Annotated in this window: 15 protein-coding genes; 3 read left to right on the top strand and 12 right to left on the bottom strand. The window is 63.3% G+C overall.

The genetic code is table 11. The features are described 5' to 3' along the window. Nucleotides 1-11: 11 nt before the first annotated feature. From AWB72_RS17495 to AWB72_RS17465, 7 genes are all read right to left on the bottom strand, one after another. Nucleotides 12-1,307, bottom strand: a complete 1,296-nt coding sequence (locus AWB72_RS17495) for a cytochrome c (RefSeq protein WP_040049139.1) — start codon at nucleotides 1,305-1,307, stop codon at nucleotides 12-14. Between the two features lie 11 nt (nucleotides 1,308-1,318). After that, entirely contained in the window at nucleotides 1,319-3,553 is a 2,235-nt protein-coding gene (locus AWB72_RS17490; RefSeq protein ID WP_040049138.1) for a xanthine dehydrogenase family protein molybdopterin-binding subunit, read from the bottom strand. A gap of 1 nt (nucleotide 3,554) precedes the next feature. Beyond that, a complete protein-coding gene (locus tag AWB72_RS17485; protein WP_040049137.1) occupies nucleotides 3,555-4,010 on the bottom strand; it encodes a (2Fe-2S)-binding protein in 456 nt (151 codons plus the stop codon). 412 nt (nucleotides 4,011-4,422) lie between these two features. Then, nucleotides 4,423-5,316: a flagellar brake protein gene (locus tag AWB72_RS17480; RefSeq protein WP_040049136.1), complete on the bottom strand. Its 894-nt coding sequence runs from the start codon at nucleotides 5,314-5,316 to the stop codon at nucleotides 4,423-4,425. A gap of 123 nt (nucleotides 5,317-5,439) precedes the next feature. Continuing rightward, nucleotides 5,440-6,879 (bottom strand): MFS transporter, encoded by a 1,440-nt coding sequence (locus AWB72_RS17475; RefSeq protein ID WP_040049246.1) that lies wholly within the window; start codon nucleotides 6,877-6,879, stop codon nucleotides 5,440-5,442. 81 nt (nucleotides 6,880-6,960) lie between these two features. Continuing rightward, on the bottom strand, nucleotides 6,961-8,112 hold the full coding sequence (locus tag AWB72_RS17470) for a CaiB/BaiF CoA transferase family protein (RefSeq protein WP_040049135.1): 1,152 nt from the start codon (nucleotides 8,110-8,112) through the stop codon (nucleotides 6,961-6,963). A 10-nt stretch (nucleotides 8,113-8,122) separates the two neighbouring features. Next, the gene (locus AWB72_RS17465) at nucleotides 8,123-9,097 is read right to left on the bottom strand and encodes a hydroxymethylglutaryl-CoA lyase (RefSeq protein WP_040049134.1); all 975 of its coding nucleotides are present in this window, start codon (nucleotides 9,095-9,097) and stop codon (nucleotides 8,123-8,125) included. Between the two features lie 132 nt (nucleotides 9,098-9,229). Here AWB72_RS17465 and AWB72_RS17460 point away from each other — a divergent pair, with 132 nt between their 5' ends. Continuing rightward, on the top strand, nucleotides 9,230-10,135 hold the full coding sequence (locus AWB72_RS17460; RefSeq protein ID WP_040049133.1) for a LysR family transcriptional regulator: 906 nt from the start codon (nucleotides 9,230-9,232) through the stop codon (nucleotides 10,133-10,135). Nucleotides 10,136-10,273: 138 nt separating this feature from the next. On the opposite strand, the gene AWB72_RS17455 is transcribed toward AWB72_RS17460, so the two are convergent. After that, nucleotides 10,274-11,806: a complex I subunit 4 family protein gene (locus tag AWB72_RS17455; protein ID WP_040049132.1), complete on the bottom strand. Its 1,533-nt coding sequence runs from the start codon at nucleotides 11,804-11,806 to the stop codon at nucleotides 10,274-10,276. Between the two features lie 366 nt (nucleotides 11,807-12,172). Between AWB72_RS17455 and AWB72_RS17450 the strand changes: the two genes are divergently transcribed. Then, on the top strand, nucleotides 12,173-12,421 hold the full coding sequence (locus AWB72_RS17450; RefSeq protein WP_040049131.1) for a hypothetical protein: 249 nt from the start codon (nucleotides 12,173-12,175) through the stop codon (nucleotides 12,419-12,421). A 13-nt stretch (nucleotides 12,422-12,434) separates the two neighbouring features. On the opposite strand, the gene AWB72_RS17445 is transcribed toward AWB72_RS17450, so the two are convergent. Beyond that, nucleotides 12,435-13,757, bottom strand: a complete 1,323-nt coding sequence (locus AWB72_RS17445) for a Gfo/Idh/MocA family protein (RefSeq protein ID WP_052449733.1) — start codon at nucleotides 13,755-13,757, stop codon at nucleotides 12,435-12,437. Between the two features lie 127 nt (nucleotides 13,758-13,884). Beyond that, nucleotides 13,885-15,978, bottom strand: coding sequence for a putative bifunctional diguanylate cyclase/phosphodiesterase (locus AWB72_RS17440; protein ID WP_087128400.1), 2,094 nt, complete (start codon nucleotides 15,976-15,978; stop codon nucleotides 13,885-13,887). 281 nt (nucleotides 15,979-16,259) lie between these two features. On the opposite strand from AWB72_RS17440, the gene AWB72_RS17435 reads away from it, so the two are divergent. Further along, entirely contained in the window at nucleotides 16,260-17,324 is a 1,065-nt protein-coding gene (locus AWB72_RS17435) for an MBL fold metallo-hydrolase (RefSeq protein ID WP_040049129.1), read from the top strand. 25 nt (nucleotides 17,325-17,349) lie between these two features. Here the strand turns inward: AWB72_RS17435 and AWB72_RS17430 are convergent, their stop codons facing one another. Next, complete coding sequence (locus AWB72_RS17430; RefSeq protein ID WP_040049128.1) at nucleotides 17,350-17,964, bottom strand: dioxygenase family protein; 615 nt, start codon at nucleotides 17,962-17,964, stop codon at nucleotides 17,350-17,352. A 24-nt stretch (nucleotides 17,965-17,988) separates the two neighbouring features. Then, the gene (locus AWB72_RS17425; RefSeq protein WP_087128398.1) at nucleotides 17,989-19,113 is read right to left on the bottom strand and encodes a YbdK family carboxylate-amine ligase; all 1,125 of its coding nucleotides are present in this window, start codon (nucleotides 19,111-19,113) and stop codon (nucleotides 17,989-17,991) included. Between the last annotated feature and the right edge of the window lie 208 nt (nucleotides 19,114-19,321).

Below are 19,321 nucleotides of genomic sequence, written 5' to 3'. Positions count from 1 at the left end.
AAACGGCGCGCCTAGCGCGCCGCTTCGGTGGACTTGCGCATCTTCGCCACGTCCTCGACCTTCACTGCGGGCATGCCGTTGTTCCATGAGCCGCGAATGAACGTCACCACATCGGCTATCTGCTGATCATTCAGCACGGGCGCATAACGCGGCATCGGATAAGGCGCGGGCACGCCCTGAATCACGAGGTCCTCGGTGCCGTTCAGCGTCACGTTGATGAGCGACGACGCATCTTTCTCCAGCACATTCGGATTGCCTGCGAGCGGCGCGAGCATCGGCGCGAAGCCGCGGCCATCGATTCCGTGACAGTGCATGCAGAAAGCCGCATAGACGCGTGCGCCCGAATCCGTCGCGGCGGGTCGCGTCAAAGTCACTTTGGTCGCCTTCGGATCATACGAATAAGGCGGATTGCCATTGCCGCCCGCCGCCGGCAGTGACTTCAGATAACGCGCCATCGCTGCGATATCCGTGTCGTTGAGCGCCTGCGTGCTGTTGTTGATAACGCTCGTCATCGAACCGAAGGCCGTCGCGTGAGCATTCGCCCCGGTCTTCAGAAAGGTGGCGACTTCCTGTTCGGACCAGCGGCCGAGTCCGGTGTTGTGATCGCCCGTCAGATTCGAACCGAACCAGTTGTCCAGCACGCCCCCGGTCAGGAACGCACTGCCGCTTTCGTCGAGCGCTTTCTCCTGGAATGCGATGCCGCGCGGCGTATGACATGCTCCGCAATGTCCGAGCCCTTGCGTGAGATAAGCGCCACGATTCCAGGCAACATCCTTGCCCGTCTTTTCCTTATAGACGCCTTTATCGAGGAACACCGCGTTCCATATCTTGAGCGGCCAGCGCATATTGAGCGGCCATTTCATGCCCGGTTCGCGATTCGCTTGCTTCACAGGCGTGACGCCATGCATGAAGTAAGCGTAAAGCGCGTGCATGTCGTCGTCGTTGATCTTTGCATACGACGGATAAGGCATCGCCGGATAAAGATTGTGGCCGTCCTTTGCCACGCCTTCACGCAACGCGCGCGCGAAATCTTCTTCGGTATAGCGGCCGATGCCCGTATCCGGGTCCGGCGTGATGTTCGTCGTATAGATCGCGCCGAGCGGAGTCGTCATCGGCAAACCGCCGGCCATCGGCTTGCCGCGCGGCGCAGTGTGGCAAGCAATGCAATCGCCCGCTTTGGCGAGGTAAGCGCCGCGCGAGACGAGTGCATCGCTGGCGGCATCCGCGCGCGCCGCCAATGGAAATGTCGCGAGCGCGATGCTGGCCGCAAAAGCCGCTGCGCCTAGAGGCTTGAACATGCTTTTCATGAGTAGGCTCCTCAGGCGCTGCGCAATTGATTGCCGACGGGTAATTGCCTTAGCCGCTTGCCCGTTGCCGCATAGATCGCATTGGTGATCGCAGGCGCGAGCGCGGCAGTACCCGGCTCGCCGATGCCGCCCGGCGCTTCCGTGCTCTTCACGATATGCACTTCGATAGGCGGCGTTTCATCGATACGCAGCATGCGGTAATCGGTGAAGTTACTCTGCTCGACACGGCCGTTCTTGATCGTGATCTCGCCGTAAAGCGCCGCCGTGATGCCGAAGATGATTCCGCCCTGCACTTGCGCTTCGACGGTGCTGGGATTCACCACCATGCCGCAATCCACCGCGCACACCACTTTATTCACTCTGACGCCGCCTTCCTTGTCGACCGTGACATCCGCGACCATCGAAAAGTAACTGCCGAATGCGTGCATGACCGACACGCCGCGTCCCTGCCCTTGGGGCACGGACTGCTTGCCCCAGGCGGCCGCTTGCGTCGCGACATCGAGTACGTTGCGCGCACGCGGCGTCTTTCCTAAGAGATCGCGCCGGTACTGAACCGGATCGATCTTGGCTTGCACGGCGAGTTCATCCATGAAACTTTCGACGACGAACGTACCGCGCGTCGGGCCCACGCCGCGCCAGAATGCAGTCGGAACGTTGCGCGGTTCATGGCGCACGTAATCGACAACCTGATTGGGCAAGTCATAAGGCAAGTCGGACGCGACTTCGACCGCGTCCGGATCGATGCCGTTCTTCACGGCAGGCGGCGCGAATCGCGAGAGAATGGACGACCCCACGATGCGATGCGTCCACGCAATCGGCTTGCCGTTCGCATCGAGCGCAGCGGACAGCTTGTCGTAGTAATACGGGCGATACATGTCGTGCTGAATGTCTTCTTCGCGCGACCACGTTACTTTCACCGGCACGCCGAGCTGCTTGCCGATCTTGATCGCTTGCGTCGCCATGTCGAATTCGAGCCGTCTGCCGAAGCCGCCGCCCAACAGGTGGTTATGCACGACGACCTTCTCCGGCGGCAGCCCCGTTGCCTGCACGCCTGCGCCCTGAATGCGCGTCGGCACTTGCGTGCCCAGCCATATGTCGCAACCATCCGGGCGCACATGTACCGTGCAATTGATCGGCTCCATCGTCGCGTGCGCAAGGAAAGGCTGCTGATACACCGCATCGACGCGCGTCTTCCCATTGGCGAAGCCCTTGCCGACATCGCCGTCATTGCGTGCCACCGCGCCTTGCTTCTCCGACGCCTTCGCCATTTCATCGACGATCAGCCGGGTCGATACGTTCGCGCCCGCGCCTTCATTCCACTGAATGGCAAGTGCCGCCGCGCCACGCTTCGCAGCCCATGTGTGATCGCCGATGACCGCCACGCCGTTATCGAACTTGATGACCTGACGCACGCCCGGAATTGTTTTGGTGTGCGTATCATCGACGGATGCGAGCGTGCCGCCGAACACGGGGCAATTCACGATGGCCGCATAGACCATGCCGGGCAAGCGCACATCGAGGCCGAAGACCGCCGTGCCATCCACTTTTTCAGGCGAGTCCAGACGCCTGACAGGTTTCCCGACGATGCGAAAGTCCTTCGTTTCCTTGAGCTTGATGTCTTGCGGCACCGGCATTTTCGCGGCGGCTCGCGCAAGCTCGCCGTAACTCGCGGTGCGATCGCCCGCTGCGTGCAACACCTTGCCGTTCTCCGCACGACAAGACGACGCATCGCATTGCCATTGCTGCGCGGCTGCCGCGACGAGCATCATGCGCGCGGCGGCGCCCGCCTTGCGCATCGGCTCCCATGCATAGCGAATGGACGTGGAGCCGCCGGTCAGCTGACCGCCAAGCAGCGGGTCCATGAAGAGCTTTTCGTTGGGCGGCGCGTGATCGATCGTCACGCTGTCGAGCGGCACTTCGAGTTCTTCGGCGATCAGCATCGGCAAGGCCGTATAGACGCCCTGGCCCATCTCCACCTTGGGCATGATGAGCACGACCTTGCCGCTCGTATCGATCTGCACGAATGCATTCGGTGCAAAGACGCCGTCTTGCGGCGACTCGATCCCATCGCCGCCAATGATCGACTTGCCTTTGGCCTGATCCTGGCTCGCGACCGGCATGCTGAAGCCAAGCAGAAAGCCGCCGCTTGCCGTGACGCCCGCCGTCAGACCGAGCTTGAGGAACGAGCGGCGCGAGAAGCCGGCGCTCGCCGCATGACGTCCCGCTTCGAGTAGTCCTCGCGACATCTCAAGCCTCCTTCGCCGCGTGCTTGATAGCCGCGCGAATGCGGTTATACGTGCCGCAGCGGCAGATGTTGCCGGCCATGGCGGCGTCGATGTCCGCATCGCTCGGATGGGGGACGGTCGCGATCAACGCGGCCGCCGACATGACTTGGCCCGATTGGCAATAGCCGCATTGCACGACATCGAGCTGATTCCAAGCGTCCTGCACTTTCTTGCCTGCGGGCGTGGCGCCGACGGCTTCGATGGTCGTGATCTTTTTATCGCCGATGGCCGCGACAGGCAGCACGCACGATCGCACCGCGACGCCATCGAGATGCACGGTGCATGCGCCGCATTGCGCGATGCCGCAGCCAAACTTGGTGCCGGTCAGCCCGACGATATCGCGCAGCACCCAGAGCAGCGGCATATCGGGCGGGGCATCGACGTTATGCGACTGGCCATTGATGGAAAGCGTGGTCATGAGCAGCTCCGGCTTGTGCGTTGAATTCAGCGGTAGCGCAAATGGCTGGCTGTGTGAGGCGGCAGCCAGCGGCCTCGCGGTGACATGCGTAGCAGCGTTTATCGAACGGCCGCTTGTCGCCACGCACCGGCGGCTGTGCATTGCAGGGCAGCGGGATTGTAGCGCCGACTAAAAAATCTGGCTGATTCGACGGCTCTTGCCTGAGGCGGAGGAGAGGGATTCTGCCAAGCGCGATTTAATTGGCAGTGAATCTGCCGGGTCTAAGGGAAGATACAGAATGGACAGTTAGTTGCACCCCATGCCCAATGTTTTGCAAGAATTGAATGGAAGGGCTGACAGAATGGGATGAAGTACTAAAGCTCAAGCGCTTAGGTGACACTTGATGGAACGAAATAACAGCGCGCTACTCCGCTCAATCCCCCGCACTGCCCGTCGCCATTTCAAACAGATGCGCCCGCAACAACGCGGTCACATCGGCGCTTCGGTTGCTGAATTCGACACCCACCTGCACCGCGCCATCGACATGCCTGAGACTGCGCGCAATGCAGTTCATCACGACCGCATGCATCTTGCCGTCGGCGCGCAGCCGTAGCGCGAGCTTGAAGTGCTCGCCGACATTGACGATCGAGTCCGGCGTGCTCAATGCAACGCCGCCGAGACTCACGTTCACGACAGTCACATCGAAGCCCGCGGCAATGCAGTCGTTGCGAATGAGCCGGCCTGCGAGTTCCGTCGAAACGCGTACATGCTTGCGCACCATATGCGTCTGCACGATTTCCGGCTGCGCGATATAGACGAGCTGCACCGGCGTCTCGCTTCGCCCGATGACTTTGCTGCGAAACATATGGACCTTGCGTCCGCGCAGCGCCTTGCAATCGACTTCCACGCCCGGCTCAAGCAACTCGTGTCCGTGCGATGCAGTGAGAAGCAGCGCCTGACCCGCAATCGAGCCGACGTAATCGGTTTGCAAGGGACCGTGCTGGCGGCCGACAAGAGAGAGTTGCATTGCGTCGATGAACTTCGGCAACACGCCCATGCTCGCCGGCATGACGTTTTCGCTTGGCGGCGCGTCGTGCTTCGCGGTCGAGATAAGCACTTCGCCGGGTGCGGGGGCATCCGCATGAGGCCGAGTCGCGGGCGGGGCTTCGTCGCGGAAACCGCCAGCCGCCAGTATCTTGTCGCGCTGGCTCTCCGAACGAACGCAATAGCCTTGTGTAAGAAGCAATTTGCCGTTGGCCGAATAGACAGCGAAAGGCAGCGGCGTGCCGATCTTCAATTCTTGTGCGGTGACTTTGACGAGGCTCATGGCGCAACCGAACAGTCGTTTCTAATCGCGCTACCGTACCCTACCGCTCGCGACCGCTAAGTGCGTGAGCACGCATTCATCGGACGAAAGACCGCTGCCGCTCCTTGAAGCATCGAAGCGCCGTCAATGACACAACTCTTCGAGGCGCTTGCCATTCGTGCGCGGCCCAAAAATACCGATCGACAGCACGACGACGAGCATGCAAGCGGTAATTCCTGCGAATACGCCAACCACGCCGAAGTCACGCAGCAGCGCCGCGATGATGAAGCCCGACATCATGGCGCCGACACGGCTCGCCGAATACACGAGACCATTCGCGCGGCAACGTATGGCGGTTGGAAAGAGTTCGGCCTGATACGTGTGATAGCAGACCGAGATGGTTTGTCCCGCGAGACTGATGAGCACGCCGAGCACGATCAGCATGGGAACCGACCTCGCCTGAGCGAACGCGATGCCGCACACGATCACCATCAGCGCGCCGCCGACGATCAGCCATTTGCGCTGAATGCGGTCGGCGTAAAGCATCGCGAGCATGGGACCGACGGGCAATGCGAACGCGATGATGAACGAATACAGCAAGCTCTTCGTCACGGTGATGCCCTGCCCGATCAACAGCGTCGGCACCCAGTTCGCGAAGCCGTAGTAGCCGATCGCCTGACAGAGATTGAAGACCACGAGCATCAGAAAGCGCGACCGATACGGCGGCTGCAGCAACTCGGCGAACGAGGCACGGCGATGCATCGGCTGCTCGACCAAGGGCAGCGGCGGCGGCAACGGCGCCTTCGCCTGCTGAGCGACGATCGATTCGATATCGCGCACGATCGCATCCGCTTTTTCGGGCTGTCCATGCGATGCGAGCCAGCGCGGGCTTTCCGGCACCGAGCGGCGGATGAACCACACGAGCACCGCGCCCACCGATCCGGCCAGCACGACGACACGCCATCCGTCGATGCCGAACACGGTCGTCGGCACGAGCCAGTAAGAGAGGATCGCGGCCACGGGCGCGGCGGCGAACATGACCATCTGATTGAACGCCATCGCGCGGCCGCGCATGTGCTGCGGCACGAGTTCGGTCACGTAGCTGTCGATGGTGATGATCTCCACGCCCACGCCAATGCCCGTGATGAAGCGCCACAGAATGACCGCCTCGGGCGTCGTTTGAAAGGCCATGATCGCGGAGCCGGCCGAGTACCACAGCAAGGACACGGTGAAGACGGCGCGGCGGCCGTATCGGTCCGGCAACCAACCGAAACAGAACGTGCCGACGAACAGCCCCGCGAACGTCGCCGCGATAAAGCCCGCAATGCCGGTGAAGCCGAAGAACGCATGCGTGGTGGTCGCGAGCAGGCCGCTCTTCGCCATGCCCGGCGCGATATAGCCCGTGAAGATCAGATCGTAGATTTCGAAGAAGCCGCCGAGCGAGATCAGCAGCACGAGCATCCACAGATGCCGCGTGATCGGCAGGCGATCCATGCGCGCGGATATCTCCGCGCCGGGCTGAATGCCGACGCGCACGTTCGGTGTGACGAGCGGGGGACTGCCCGCGGTGACGCTCTGCTGCATGTCTGTCTCCTGATCTTCGTTGTTCCGGCGGGCTGTCTTCATGCAGCCCTGCCGGATATGGACTTCGCTGTCTTTCGAACGTTATGCGGTGACGCGGCTCTTGATGCGCGCAAGCACTTCCTGCGTATGCTCGCCGACGCGCGCCAGCGCATGACGCACGCCGGGCCGCCGGCCGCCCATCGTGATCGGCAACAGCACGACATCGGTGGTATCGCCGTCATCGGTTCGCATCGGGACGAGACCGCCGCTTGCCTTCAGATGCGGATCGTCGAGAAGCTGATCGGGCCGCACGATGGGCGCATACGGAATGCCGGCCGCTTCGAGCTTCGGCGCGAGTTCGTCCACGCGATGATCCTTGAGAATCGCGCCGAGGCATGCGAGCAATTCGGGGCGCACCGCGACGCGCATCGCGTTGTTCGCGAAGCGCGGCTCGGCGGCAATATCGGGCCGTTCGAGCACATCGCAGAGCGTGATGAACTGCTTGTCGCTCACCGCGCCGATGAAAAGCTGCTCGCCCTCGGCCAGCGTGAACACGTCATAGACGCTCCATGCCGATACGCGCGCGGGCATCGGCGGCGGCGCTTCGCGTGTCATCGCATATTGCTGCATGTGCTGCGCCGACAGGAACACGCAGTTCTCGAAGAGCGCGCTTTGCACTTCCTGTCCGCGTCCGGTGATATCGCGTTCGCGCAACGCGGCCAGCACGCCGATCGCACCGAACATGCCGCCCATGATGTCGTTCACGGATGTCCCCGCCCGCAGCGGCCGTCCGACGGGCCCGGTCATGTACGAGAGACCGCCCATCATCTGCACGACTTCGTCGAGCGCGAGGCGCTTTTCATAGGGACCGGGCAGGAAGCCCTTGTGCGATACATACACGAGCGCGGGATAGCGTTGCTTCAGCGTGTCGTAATCGAGGCCGAGCTTCTGCATGAGACCGGGGCGGAAGTTTTCCAGCATCACGTCGCAGGTGCCGATCAGTTCGGTCGCGGTTTCGCGGCCCTCCGGCGTGGTGATGTCGATGACGACGCTCTTCTTGTTGCGATTGAACGAGCGAAAGAAGCCGATGCCGAGTCCCGGCAGCGTGCGCGTCTTGTCGCCGCCGGGCGGTTCTATCTTGATGACTTCGGCGCCGAGATCGGCGAGGATCATGCCGCACGTCGGCCCCATGACCATGTGCGTGAATTCGATGACGCGCACGCCGTCGAGCGGAAGTCTTGCAGTCGAACTCATGTGGAAAGCCTCAGGCGGTGAGCGCGGCGCTCGCCGCATCATTTGTGAACGTCGTCGCGAATGTGGGCGTGAACGTCTTGGGCAAGCCCGCACGCCATAGCGCGCCGTGCAGCGTTTCGTGTTCGAGCCATTGCGCGACCTTGCCGCGCAGCGCGAGCAACGCCCGAATGTCGATGCCCGTTTCGATACCCATGCCGGCGAGCATGAACGCCAGGTCCTCGCTCGATGCATTGCCGCTCGCGCCCGGCGCGTGCGGACATCCGCCGATGCCGGCGAGCGTCGCATCGAAGCGCGCCACGCCGGTTTCGAGCGCCGCATAAACGTTGGCGAGCGCAAGGCCGCGCGTGTCGTGAAAGTGGCCGCACCAGAAGCGCTCGCCCGCGATATGCCGCGCCTTCTCGAACAATTCACGCACGGCGCGCGGACCCGCATAGCCGACCGTATCGGCGATGCTCACGCGATCCGCGCCTGCATCGAGCAGCGCCTGCATGCAGCGCAGCACTTCGCTGGTTTCGACGCGGCCCTGAATCGTGCAGCCGAACGACGTGCCGATGCCGCCTTCGATCAGCGTCTTCGCGCCCGATGCATCGCGGGCAGCGCGAATGCGCGCCACTTCCGCGACGACTTCATCGGGCGTCTTGCGCAGATTGGCGAGGCTATGTTCGCGGCTCGCGGAAAGCGGCACGAGCAGGAGATCGGCTTCGGTTTCGAACGCGCGCTCGGCGCCCTTCAGATTGGGCACGAGCACGGATACGAAGAGGCCGGGCAGTGTCTTCGCGTAAGCCACGAGGTCCGCGGTATCGGCGAGTTGGGGCAAGAGGCGCGCGGGCACGAACGAGCCGACTTCGATCTCGCGCTGGCCGGCTTCATAGGCGTCGCGAATCCATTCGAGCTTGCGTTCCGTCGGCAGGATCTGCTGGATGCTTTGCAGGCCGTCGCGCAAGCCGACTTCGCGTATCGCGACGTCCGCGGGGAACAGGGGCATGAGCCGTCTCCGTGTTATCGCCGGTCATCGTATCGCCGGCGTTGTGCTAACTTTAGACATTCCACGCCAACTGTGTAGCGGTATCTTGGAAGCGTCATCGTTCCGATATGGAATGTCTAAAGGGAAACGCCCGTGCGTGACATCGATCTGAAGACGCTGCGCCTCTTCGTTGCCGTATGCGATCACCGCAACATCGCGCGCGCCGCCGATGAAGCGCACATCGAGCCGTCCGCCATCAGCAAGCGCATTGCGCAGCTCGAAGCGGATCTCGGCGTGCCGCTGCTATCGCGATCGCGGCGCGGCGTCGAGCCCACGGGCGCGGGCATCGCGATGCTCGAACACGCGCGCAACGTGTTGTTCACGCTGGAGCGCATCGGCAATGACGTGGCCGCGTTCGGCGGCGGCCTTCGCGGACGGGTGAGCGTGTGCGCGTCGGCATCGGCGATTGCGGAAGCCTTGCTCGACGATATCGCCGCGTTCATGCGCGAGCCGGGCAATGCGAATATTCGCGTGGATGTGGAAGAGCGGCTTTCGTCGGACCTCGTGCGGCAGCTGCGCGAAGGCGCGGCGAGCGTGGGCGTGTGCTGGGACAACGTCGATCTGCAGGGCTTGCAGCACAGGCCGTATCGGCGTGACAGGCTGGCGCTTGCCGTGCATCCCGATCATCCGCTCGCAACGGAGCCGCATCTGAACTTCGAAGCGACGCTTGCGTATGAACACGTGGGACTGTTGCCGTCCACGGCCGTGCACATCATGCTTCAGCGCGCGGCGGCGAGCGCGGGCAAGACGCTGTCGTATCGCGTGATCGTGTCCAGTTTCGATGCCGCGTTTCGCGTCGTCGCGGCGGGACTCGGTATCAGCGTGGTGCCGGTGGAAGTGGCCGCGACCTATCAGGCGGTGTTCGGTGTCAAGGTCATTCCACTCGTCGATGCATGGGCCGAGCGACGCTTCGTCGTGTGCTTCAAGGGCTTCGATCTGCTGCAGCCGGCTGCGCAGCGCATGGTCGAGCATCTGACGAGCCGGGCGCGCGCGGAGTGAATGCCGGCCTTCGATCCTGCGAAATCGCGATAAGAGATAACCGATCAACGACCCGGCATTCACGCGCTTGCGAGAGGCAAAAAAAAGCCTCGCGAGTGCATGAGCGCGCCGCGAGGCTTTGTCATTCGCAAGCGAAACTTACCCCGGCAAACGCTTCGTTGCGTCGACGCGATGCGCGTCGTATGAAGGCGCGTTGTCGTCCGAGGGCAGCGACGACGATTGCGCCGCCGACAGCACGGCCTCCACCGACGGCCCGATGGCGTCCGTGAAGGTCTTCGGATGCACACCGATGGCGAGCACGAGCACGGCCATCGCGCCCAGCACGACGAACTCGCGCTTGCCGATGTCCTTGAGCTTCGCGACGCGCTCGTTGGCAACCGCGCCGAAGATCACGCGCTTGTACATCCACAGCGTATAAGCCGCGCTCAAGATGAGCGACAGCGCCGCGATCGCGCCGATCCAGAAGTTGAAGCGGATCGCGCCCATCAGCACCAGAAATTCGCCGACGAAGCCGGACGTGCCCGGCAAGCCGACGTTCGCCATCGAGAAGAGCATGGCGTAGGTGGCGAACTTCGGCATGGTGTTGACCACGCCGCCATAGGCATCGATGGAACCGCTCTGCGTGCGGTCGACGAGCACGCCGGTACACAGCAGCATCGCGCCCGATACCACGCCGTACGACAGCATCTGCACGACCGCGCCTTCGGTGCCCATGCGGTCGAACGTGAAGAGGCCGAGCGTCACGAGACCCATGTGCGCGACCGCCGAGTACGCGAGCAGCTTGCGCATGTCGGTCTGTGCGAGCGCGACGAGGCTCCCGTAGATGACGGCGACGAGGGCCAGCGCGATCATCGCCGGGGCGAAGAAGTGCGATGCATCGGGCACGATCGGCAGCACGTAGCGCAGCATGCCGTATCCGCCGATCTTCAACATGCCGAGCAGCACGGCCGCGCCGGTCGGACCTTCCGCGTTGACATCGGGCAGCCACGTATGCAGCGGCCACATCGGCACCTTCACCGAGAAAGCCGCCACGAGACACACGAACACCACGAGTTGCGGCGCGAAGCCGATCTTCATGTTGCGCCATGCGTCGATGTCGAACGTATGCGACTGGCTCCACAGATAGATCAGCGCGGCGAGCATCGCCAGCGAGCCGAAGAGCGAGATGAAGAAGAAGCGCATTGCCGCGTAGACACGGCGCTCGGAACCCCACGTGCCGATCAGCAGATACAGCGGAATCAGCGTCGCCTCGAAGAAGACGAAGAACAGCATGCCGTCGAGCGCGAGAAACACGCCCTGCATGCAGCCCGACAGCACGAGGAACGCGCCGTAATACTGCGCGACCTGTTTCGTCACGCTGCGCCACGACGCCATGAACACGATCAGCGTCGTCACCGCGGTCAGCACGGAGAACCACAGCGAGATGCCGTCGACGCCCAGGTGGTAAGAAATGCCGAATTGCGGCAGCCAGTCGATGCGCTCGGCGAGCTGAACGGCATTCGACGACGCATCGAAGCGCGCGAGCAGCGGCACGACCGGCAGCAGCCCGAGCACCGCGCCGAAGAGCGCGGCTGCGCGCGCGAGCATCGCCGACACGCTGAACGTGAAGACGAAGATGCCCGACACCACTGGCATCCAGATGAGAAAGCTGAGTACTGACGGCAGGTGCATGGCTTGACGATTTTTGAAGCGCAAAACGCGTTCGCACGTCGCCGGGACGCCGGCTGACGTGCTGAAACCGCGAGGTTGACGATGAGGTAACGAGCGGAACGGTTGCGCGAGTGTTCCGAAACCCGGAACGCAACCAAAATGAAAGGCGCGTACTTCTAGGGTTAACGAGAATAACTCAAAGAAAAACTTTTCGGGGAATTGCCGACGATCAAGTTCATTGCGTGTGGTGCTATTGACAAATTCGAATCGACCGGTTCCCGTGTCATCGACAGGTCACCGATCGTTCGCTTTCTCCGTGCTTGCCCTGATTTGCCCGGAGCGCCCCGCCACTTAGCCTAGTGGAAAGAGACAAGCAGGGAGACAAGAATGAAAAAGCTGTTCAACGCCGCCGTCTTCGCGGTCGTCGCTTATCTCGTGGCCGATCGCGCCATGCTCCATGCGCAGGCGCGCGATGTCGATGCTCCGTCGTGCGTGCGCGGCGCCGAGCATGTCCGGCTGGACGCGCTCGGCAAAGGCTTCAGCGAGGCCGCCGCAGGCAGTCAGGGCGACGCGTTCAGATCGCAATGTCTCGTGATGGGCGGCCACCGCGCCGCCGAATGGCAGGCGATGCGCTGACCTTCCTGCGGTTCTAGAATTTCTCTTCGTCCGGCATCGGGCCGCGCGTCGGTCCGGGCGGCGGCGAGAGCTTCACGACGCGCCCCGTGCGCGCGGATTCGTAGATCGCCTCGATGATCCGCTGATCCTGCAAGCCCTCCTCGCCGGGCGTATGCGGCGTCCGGTTACGCACTACGCACAGCGCCATGTGATCGATCTCGCGCGCGAACTGATCGACCGGATCGACGGTGATCTCCGTCGCGGCGTTCTTCTCCTCCACGAGCATGCCCTTGCGCAGCCGCAGCCCGTTGTACGCGAACGCGGGATTCATCTCCGCCCACGCCTTCGCGCCCTGCACGCGGAAAAAGCGCGATTCGTGATTCCCGTAGCTCGACGCGCACGTGGCCGTCGCGCCGCTCGGAAAGCGCAGGATGAAATGCACGCTCTGCTCCACTTCGCGAAAGCGCGGATCGGCGGCGGGCTGCGTGACGGTGCCGATGATTTCCGTCGGTTCCTCGTCGAACAGAAAACGCGCGGCGTTGATGCAATAGATGCCCACGTCCGGCAGCGGCCCGCCGCCCGCGAGCGCGCGCTTGAGACGCCACTGGCCGGGATCGCCCGTATTCTGCGAGTTTCCCGCGATGAACTCCGTCACCGGCCCGAGCTGCTTCTCCTTGATCCACTTCGCGACGAGACGGTCCATCGGCTCGTACTGGCTGCGGTACGCGATCATCAGCAGGCGGTTCGCGTTGCGGCACGCGTCGATCATGCGCTGGCAGTCGGCGACGCTCGTCGCCATCGGCTTCTCGCAGAGCACGTGCTTGCCGATCTTCGCGGCGCGCTCCGTGTATTCGCGGTGCATGCTGTTCGGCAGCACGATGTATACGACCTGCACGTCGCGATTGCCGGCGAGACGCTCGAAGCTGTCGTAGCCGTAGACCGCGTCCTCTGAAAGACCGTATTGGCGCGCGACCTTGTGCGCCTTGTCGGCGTCACCGCTCACGAGCGCGGCGAGCTTCGCATATTTCGACGATGCCAGCGCCGGCAAGATCTGATTCATCGTGAGCCGTCCGATGCCGACGACCGCGAAGCCCACGCGCTCGTCGGTGCGGGCGCGCGGATCGGGCGTCTCTTCCTGCTGTTCGGTCTCGGTATCGGCGATGGGTGGAAGCTTGACGGCATCGGCATCGCCGGGCGTGGCTTGCGCGGCATGCGCCACGCGCGCCGTGCCCACGCCGCCCGCGATCAGCGCGGCCGCGACGCCGGTTCCGGTGCGCTGAAGGAAGCGGCGGCGCGGCGTTTCAGTGTGAAGTGCAGCGTCGTCGCTGTCGTCGTCGTGAGGGGAATTCGTCGGCATGGGAAGAGACCGGTGATGGTGGATGAGTGCTTCGCTCGAACACGCGTTTCGAGCAAGGCACGTTCCGTTACATCACGATTTCAGCCGGCGCTTTTTCACCGTCTTGTACAAAAACGCGACAGCTTCGTCACCGCGCGTGCGTCGCGGCGAGCGCTGCGTCGCAAGGCATCAGCGCTTCGACGAACGCATCGGCGGACATGGGCCGGCCCAGCAGGAAGCCCTGCAACATGTCGCAGCCGACATCGGTCAGATACGTGCGTTGCTGGTGCGTCTCCACACCTTCCGCGACGATGCGGAGGTTGAGCGTCCTGCCGAGCGCGATGACCGCCGACACGATCGCGGCGTCCTCGGTGCCGTGCGACAGTTGCCGCACGAAAGCGCGATCGATTTTCAGCTCCGTCGCGGGCAGGCGCTTCAGATAGACCAAGCTCGAATAGCCCGTGCCGAAATCGTCGATGGCAATCTGCACGCCGGTATGCCGGAGTTGCCGCAGCACCGTCAGGCTGACGTCGACATCGCGCATCGCGGTGGTTTCCGTCACTTCGAGGATCAGGCAATGCGCGGGCAAGTCGTGCCGGCGCAGCACGTCCTGCACGGCTTTCACGAGACCATCGTCGACGAACTGCAGCGGCGACAGGTTCACCGCGATGCTCCAGCCGGTGCGCCCCATGCAATGCCAGAGCTTCAGTTGCCGGCAACTTTCGTCGAGCACCCACATGCCGATCGACACGATGAGCCCGGTCTTTTCCGCAAGCGGAATGAAGTGATCGGGCGACAACAGTCCGCGCACCGGATGATTCCAGCGCAGCAGCGCTTCGGCCCCGACGGCCTCGCCGCTCGCCGCGCCGAACTTCGGCTGGTAATGCAGGACCATTTCGCCCGCCGCGACCGCGGAACGCAATTCATGCGCGAGCTGCATCTGCTCGTACACGTCCGCCTGCATCGACGGCTCGAAGAAGCAGCAGCTTCCACTGCCGAGCGCCTTCGCGTGATACATGGCCGCATCCGCGTTGCTCAGCAACTCCTGTTGATCCGCGCCGTTGTCCGGATAAATGGCGATGCCGACGCTCAACGAAATGTGGACAGCGTGCGTTTCGACTTCGAACGGCGCTTCGATCGCCCGCGTCAGCGCCTGCGCGACGTCGGCGGCGGCCGTCGCGTCTTCGACGTTGGACAGCAGCACGAACTCGTCGCCGCCCACGCGGGCGATCGTGTCGTGCGATGGCAGCGCGGCGCGAAGGCGTCGCGACACTTCGACGAGCAGCTTGTCCCCGACATGGTGCCCGAGCGCGTCGTTGACGGCCTTGAAACTGTCGAGGTCCATGAACATCAGCGTGAAACGCCGCTTCGAATGACGGGCGCCCCGAACCAGCTGCGCGAGCCGGTCTTCGAGCAGCACGCGGTTCGGCAAGCCGGTCAGACTGTCGTGAAGCGCGAGATACGCGAGTTCCTTGTTCGCCTCCGCGAGCGACGCGGCGAGCACCGCCGTGCGCGCTTCCATCCGCAGATCGAGCACGGAAATAATGAGCGCGATGGCGATGACCGCGAGCGTCACGACGATCACCACCAGCGCGAGCCACGCGGGATTCGCGCCGTCGCGGGCGGCATCGCAGATGCTGCCTGCCGGAAAATGCGCGGCGGCCATGCCCGTGTAATGCATGCCGACGATAGCGACGCCCATCACCAGCGACGCGACTGCCCGCAACAGGAAGCGTCCCGCCGAGCGCTGCCGCAAGCGGAACGCGATCCACAGCGCCGCGCCCGACGCCACGATGGCAATGCTCACGGACAGCGCGACGAGCGTCGCGTCATAGTCGATGCCCGGCCGCATGCGCATGGCCGCCATGCCGGTGTAGTGCATGCCCGCGATGGCCGGTCCCATCAGCAATGCGCCGACGACGAGGCGCGGCATGGGCAGCGTGTTCTGGCAGACGAGCCACAGCGCGAACATGGACGCCGCCACCGCGATGAGCAGCGACAGCGACGTGATGGCCGGGTCATAACCGAGCGCGATCGGCAGATTGAACGCAAGCATGCCGACGAAGTGCATCGACCAGATGCCGAGGCCCATCGCGCATCCGCCGCCGATCATCCACCAGCGCGCGGTGCGTCCTTCGGCGAGTGCAATGCGCCCGGCCATGTCGAGCGCGGTGTAGGCGGCCAGGATCGCGACGAGAAGCGAGCAAACGACCAACAGCGGGTTATAGGTATTCGCGAGCATCGGCCGTTATTGTTGTCATCGCTCTTATTGAAACTTGGGGCGCGCGTTCCGGCACCGATTCACCGACGCGCGCTTTGCTGGCAAGTAAGGTGGAACCAAGTATGTTGCGAAGAATCGGAAGGCGCAATTGAAAACCTACGCGGCGAAGGCTTTTCGAGCGCACGCTCGAATCCGCAGTGGCGCGGTGCGGTTCATCTACTTGAGCATTGGCCCGCAAACGGCTTGAATGGAGGTAAGACCGTCCGTGTCGTAGTGTGTCTTTCCTTGTTTGAGCTTCCGCCATGATCTTTCGCCAGCTTTTCGATGCCGCGTCATCGACCTACACCTACTTACTCGGCGATAGCGGCGCGGCGCTGCTGATCGATCCCGTCTACGAACAGGCGCCGCGCGATCTCGCGCTTCTGGAAGAACTCGGTCTGCACCTTCAGGCGACGCTCGATACGCATGTCCACGCCGATCACGTCACAGGCGCGTGGCGCTTGCAGAGGCGCAGCGGCAGTTCGATCGCGCTCGCCGCCGCCGCGGGCGCCGAGGGCGTGGACCGGCCGCTTGCGCACGGCGACCGCATCGACTTCGGAAGCCGCCATCTGACGGTGCGCGCCACGCCCGGCCACACGAACGGCTGCCTGACCTACGTGCTCGACGACCGGCGCATGGCCTTCACCGGCGACAGTCTCCTGATTCGCGGATGCGGCCGCACCGATTTTCAGCAGGGCAGCGCCCGCCAGTTGTTCGCCTCCGTGCGCGAGCAGATTCTGACGCTGCCCGGCGACTGCCTGCTGTATCCGGCGCACGACTATCGCGGGATCACGGTGACGAGCGTCACGGAAGAGCGGCGTTTCAACCCGCGCCTGGGCGGCGATGTGAACATCGACGATTTCGTCGGGCACATGAGCCACCTCCATCTGCCGCATCCGAAGCATATGGCCGTGGCGGTGCCCGCGAACCTGCGCTGCGGACAGCCCGAAGGCGACGCCCCCGCGGACGACATGCCCGCCTGGGCCCCGCTGACCTTGCGTTTCAGCGGCGTGTGGGAGATCGAACCGATGGCGCTGCTCGAGCGTGAAGGCGCCGTGCAAATCGTCGATGTTCGCGAGGCCGCGGAATTCATCGATCCGCTCGGGCGTTTGCCGCACGCGAAGCTCGTGCCGCTCTCGCAGTTGATGAACCGGCTCGACGAACTGGACCGCGATCGGCCGGTGGTGGCGGTGTGCCGCTCCGGGGCGCGTTCCGCTCAGGCCAGCGTGTTGCTCGCCAAGGCGGGCTTCGGCAAGGTGGCGAACCTTGCAGGCGGCATGCTGCGGTGGAAGGCCGAGGAATTACCGGTGGCGGCGGACAGCACGTGACAACAAGCGGACTGCATGCATGACGCTATGCAAGCGCGAGCACGAAATCGAATCGCGCGATCTTGCCGGCGCCATCGCCGTTAATCGTCATCAGGAGCCGTCGATCGAACAGCGAATCGCGCGCATTGCGCGGCTCGTCGGGAAAATACAGTTGCGTGGTGAGCACGCGCCCGTTGGGCGGCTGCACGTTCACGTGAAAGTGCCGCGTGCGGCCCGGATACAGCCCCGGCACGATGGTCTCCAGCCGATACCGCCCCTCGCTATCGGCAAACTGATGCCCGCGCAAACGGAAGCCATCGGTGTCGTATTCACCGGCGTCATCGGCATGCCAGAAATCGAGCAGCGCGCCGGACACGGGTGCGCATCGCGATGACCATACGCGTCCGCTCAGAACGATCTTCGTGCCTCGCATGCCCGGCTCCAGCAGCGATGCCCGTTGCGGAGAATGCGGAAGAAAGAACGGTCCGGCGGTCTGTGGGCGGGTCGGTTCGTGTTCGTCGGTGCAGGCGGGGGTCGCAGTGAGTTCATCGGCTCGTGCATGGCCTGCGCGACCCAGCGCGAGCAGCAAGCACGCGGACGGCACGACACTCGACCTGCGCAGAAAGTCGCGCCGTCCAGGATTCGTGGTTCGTGTCGGCATCGCATCACACTCCTTCACGCCACTTCACGCGATCTCCGCGCCGCGCCATATCTGGCATTGCTGACGTACCAACTCATGCAACGAACGATGCGCGCCATAGACGCGGCGTTGCCACGTAGCATCGCTGACGCCGTCGGTGACCGTGCGCCTGATCTGATCAATGCCTTCCTCCGCGCCGAGCGCTTGCGCGTGGGGCGCGATGGCTGCGAGCGTCGCGAGAATGTCGTTTCTTATCGGGCCGCGCTGTCCGGTCTCGGGGTTCACGCATGCGCCATCGAGGCCGAATCGGCACGCATTGAACCGGTTCGTTCGATACACCTCGTAGTCGCGATCACTGAGCCGCAAGGGCCTGTCGATCAGCAGATAGCGCGAAAGCGCCTGAATATAGGCGGCAATCGCAGCGGCCCATTCGACGCGAAGCGGCGTGTCCATCACGCGTATTTCGATCGTTCCATAACCGGGGCTCGGGCGAATGTCCCAGTAGAAGTCCTTGAGGCTCTTGACCAGACCCGTGCACGTCATTCGATCGAAGTATTGTTCGAACTCGGCCCATGTAGTCACGAACGGCGAATGTCCCGACAACGGAAACGGCGCGACGGAATTCAAGCGGGCGCATTGGAATTGCGTGTCGCTGCCCTGGACGAACGGTGAACACGCGGCCAGCGCGACGAAGTGCGGCACGTAGCGCGAAAGCGAATGCAACAGCACGAGCGCCGAGTCCGGATCGGGGCAGCCGACATGCACATGCTGACCGAAGATGGTGAACTGCTGATACAACGCGCCATACAGTCCCATCAAATATTCGGAGCGTTCGCGTCCATCGGATCTCTGGTCGTACCAGTTCTGGAAGAAATTCGTTCCGCCGCCGCACACGCCGACGTTGAGAAAGTCGGCTGCGCGCACGAGCGTATCGCGAAGGCCTTGCAGTTCGCTGCGGGCCTGGTCGAAGTGCTTGCATATGCCGGTCGACAGCTCGATCATGCCTTCCGTGGTCTCGGGATTGATCGCGCCCGCGAAGCTCTCGGCGCGCACGCGGTTCAACAGCTCGGTCGTGGCCTTCGTGAGGTTGTAGTCGTGCGTGTTGACGAGCTGAACCTCGAGTTCGACTCCAATCGTGAACGATTCCGACGACGCGAATGGCTGCAGCATGAGATGTCCTGTTGCAAGGCGACGAAGACCGGGGCGGTGGATTGATTCTAGGCGCCTCCTTTCGATTTGATAAACCCCGGGTTTGCGAACGGGTGTGAGGTTTTGGGGTGAATGCGTTATTCGCCGCGCTAGCTGCCCATTTTTCGCGTCTTGTTTCGAACGATGGGAGCGCCGTTGCTCAGCGCGTCTAACCTGGCGATTCGGGAAA

Origin of the sequence: Caballeronia concitans, assembly GCF_001544615.1 — a bacterium.
GTDB lineage: Bacteria > Pseudomonadota > Gammaproteobacteria > Burkholderiales > Burkholderiaceae > Caballeronia > Caballeronia concitans.
This window is presented reverse-complemented; position numbering and strand designations above follow the sequence as displayed.

Excerpts from the sequence above, each read along its gene's own strand:
- AWB72_RS17430 (WP_040049128.1), bottom strand. The coding sequence starts at position 17,964 with ATGCCGACACGAACCACGAATCCTGGACGGCGCGACTTTCTGCGCAGG.
- AWB72_RS17425 (WP_087128398.1), bottom strand. The coding sequence starts at position 19,113 with ATGCTGCAGCCATTCGCGTCGTCGGAATCGTTCACGATTGGAGTCGAA.
- AWB72_RS17475 (WP_040049246.1), bottom strand. The coding sequence starts at position 6,879 with ATGCAGCAGAGCGTCACCGCGGGCAGTCCCCCGCTCGTCACACCGAAC.
- AWB72_RS17495 (WP_040049139.1), bottom strand. The coding sequence starts at position 1,307 with ATGAAAAGCATGTTCAAGCCTCTAGGCGCAGCGGCTTTTGCGGCCAGC.
- AWB72_RS17470 (WP_040049135.1), bottom strand. The coding sequence starts at position 8,112 with ATGAGTTCGACTGCAAGACTTCCGCTCGACGGCGTGCGCGTCATCGAA.
- AWB72_RS17490 (WP_040049138.1), bottom strand. The coding sequence starts at position 3,553 with ATGTCGCGAGGACTACTCGAAGCGGGACGTCATGCGGCGAGCGCCGGC.
- AWB72_RS17485 (WP_040049137.1), bottom strand. The coding sequence starts at position 4,010 with ATGACCACGCTTTCCATCAATGGCCAGTCGCATAACGTCGATGCCCCG.
- AWB72_RS17480 (WP_040049136.1), bottom strand. The coding sequence starts at position 5,316 with ATGAGCCTCGTCAAAGTCACCGCACAAGAATTGAAGATCGGCACGCCG.
- AWB72_RS17440 (WP_087128400.1), bottom strand. The coding sequence starts at position 15,978 with ATGCTCGCGAATACCTATAACCCGCTGTTGGTCGTTTGCTCGCTTCTC.
- AWB72_RS17445 (WP_052449733.1), bottom strand. The coding sequence starts at position 13,757 with ATGCCGACGAATTCCCCTCACGACGACGACAGCGACGACGCTGCACTT.
- AWB72_RS17450 (WP_040049131.1), top strand. The coding sequence starts at position 12,173 with ATGAAAAAGCTGTTCAACGCCGCCGTCTTCGCGGTCGTCGCTTATCTC.
- AWB72_RS17455 (WP_040049132.1), bottom strand. The coding sequence starts at position 11,806 with ATGCACCTGCCGTCAGTACTCAGCTTTCTCATCTGGATGCCAGTGGTG.
- AWB72_RS17435 (WP_040049129.1), top strand. The coding sequence starts at position 16,260 with ATGATCTTTCGCCAGCTTTTCGATGCCGCGTCATCGACCTACACCTAC.
- AWB72_RS17465 (WP_040049134.1), bottom strand. The coding sequence starts at position 9,097 with ATGCCCCTGTTCCCCGCGGACGTCGCGATACGCGAAGTCGGCTTGCGC.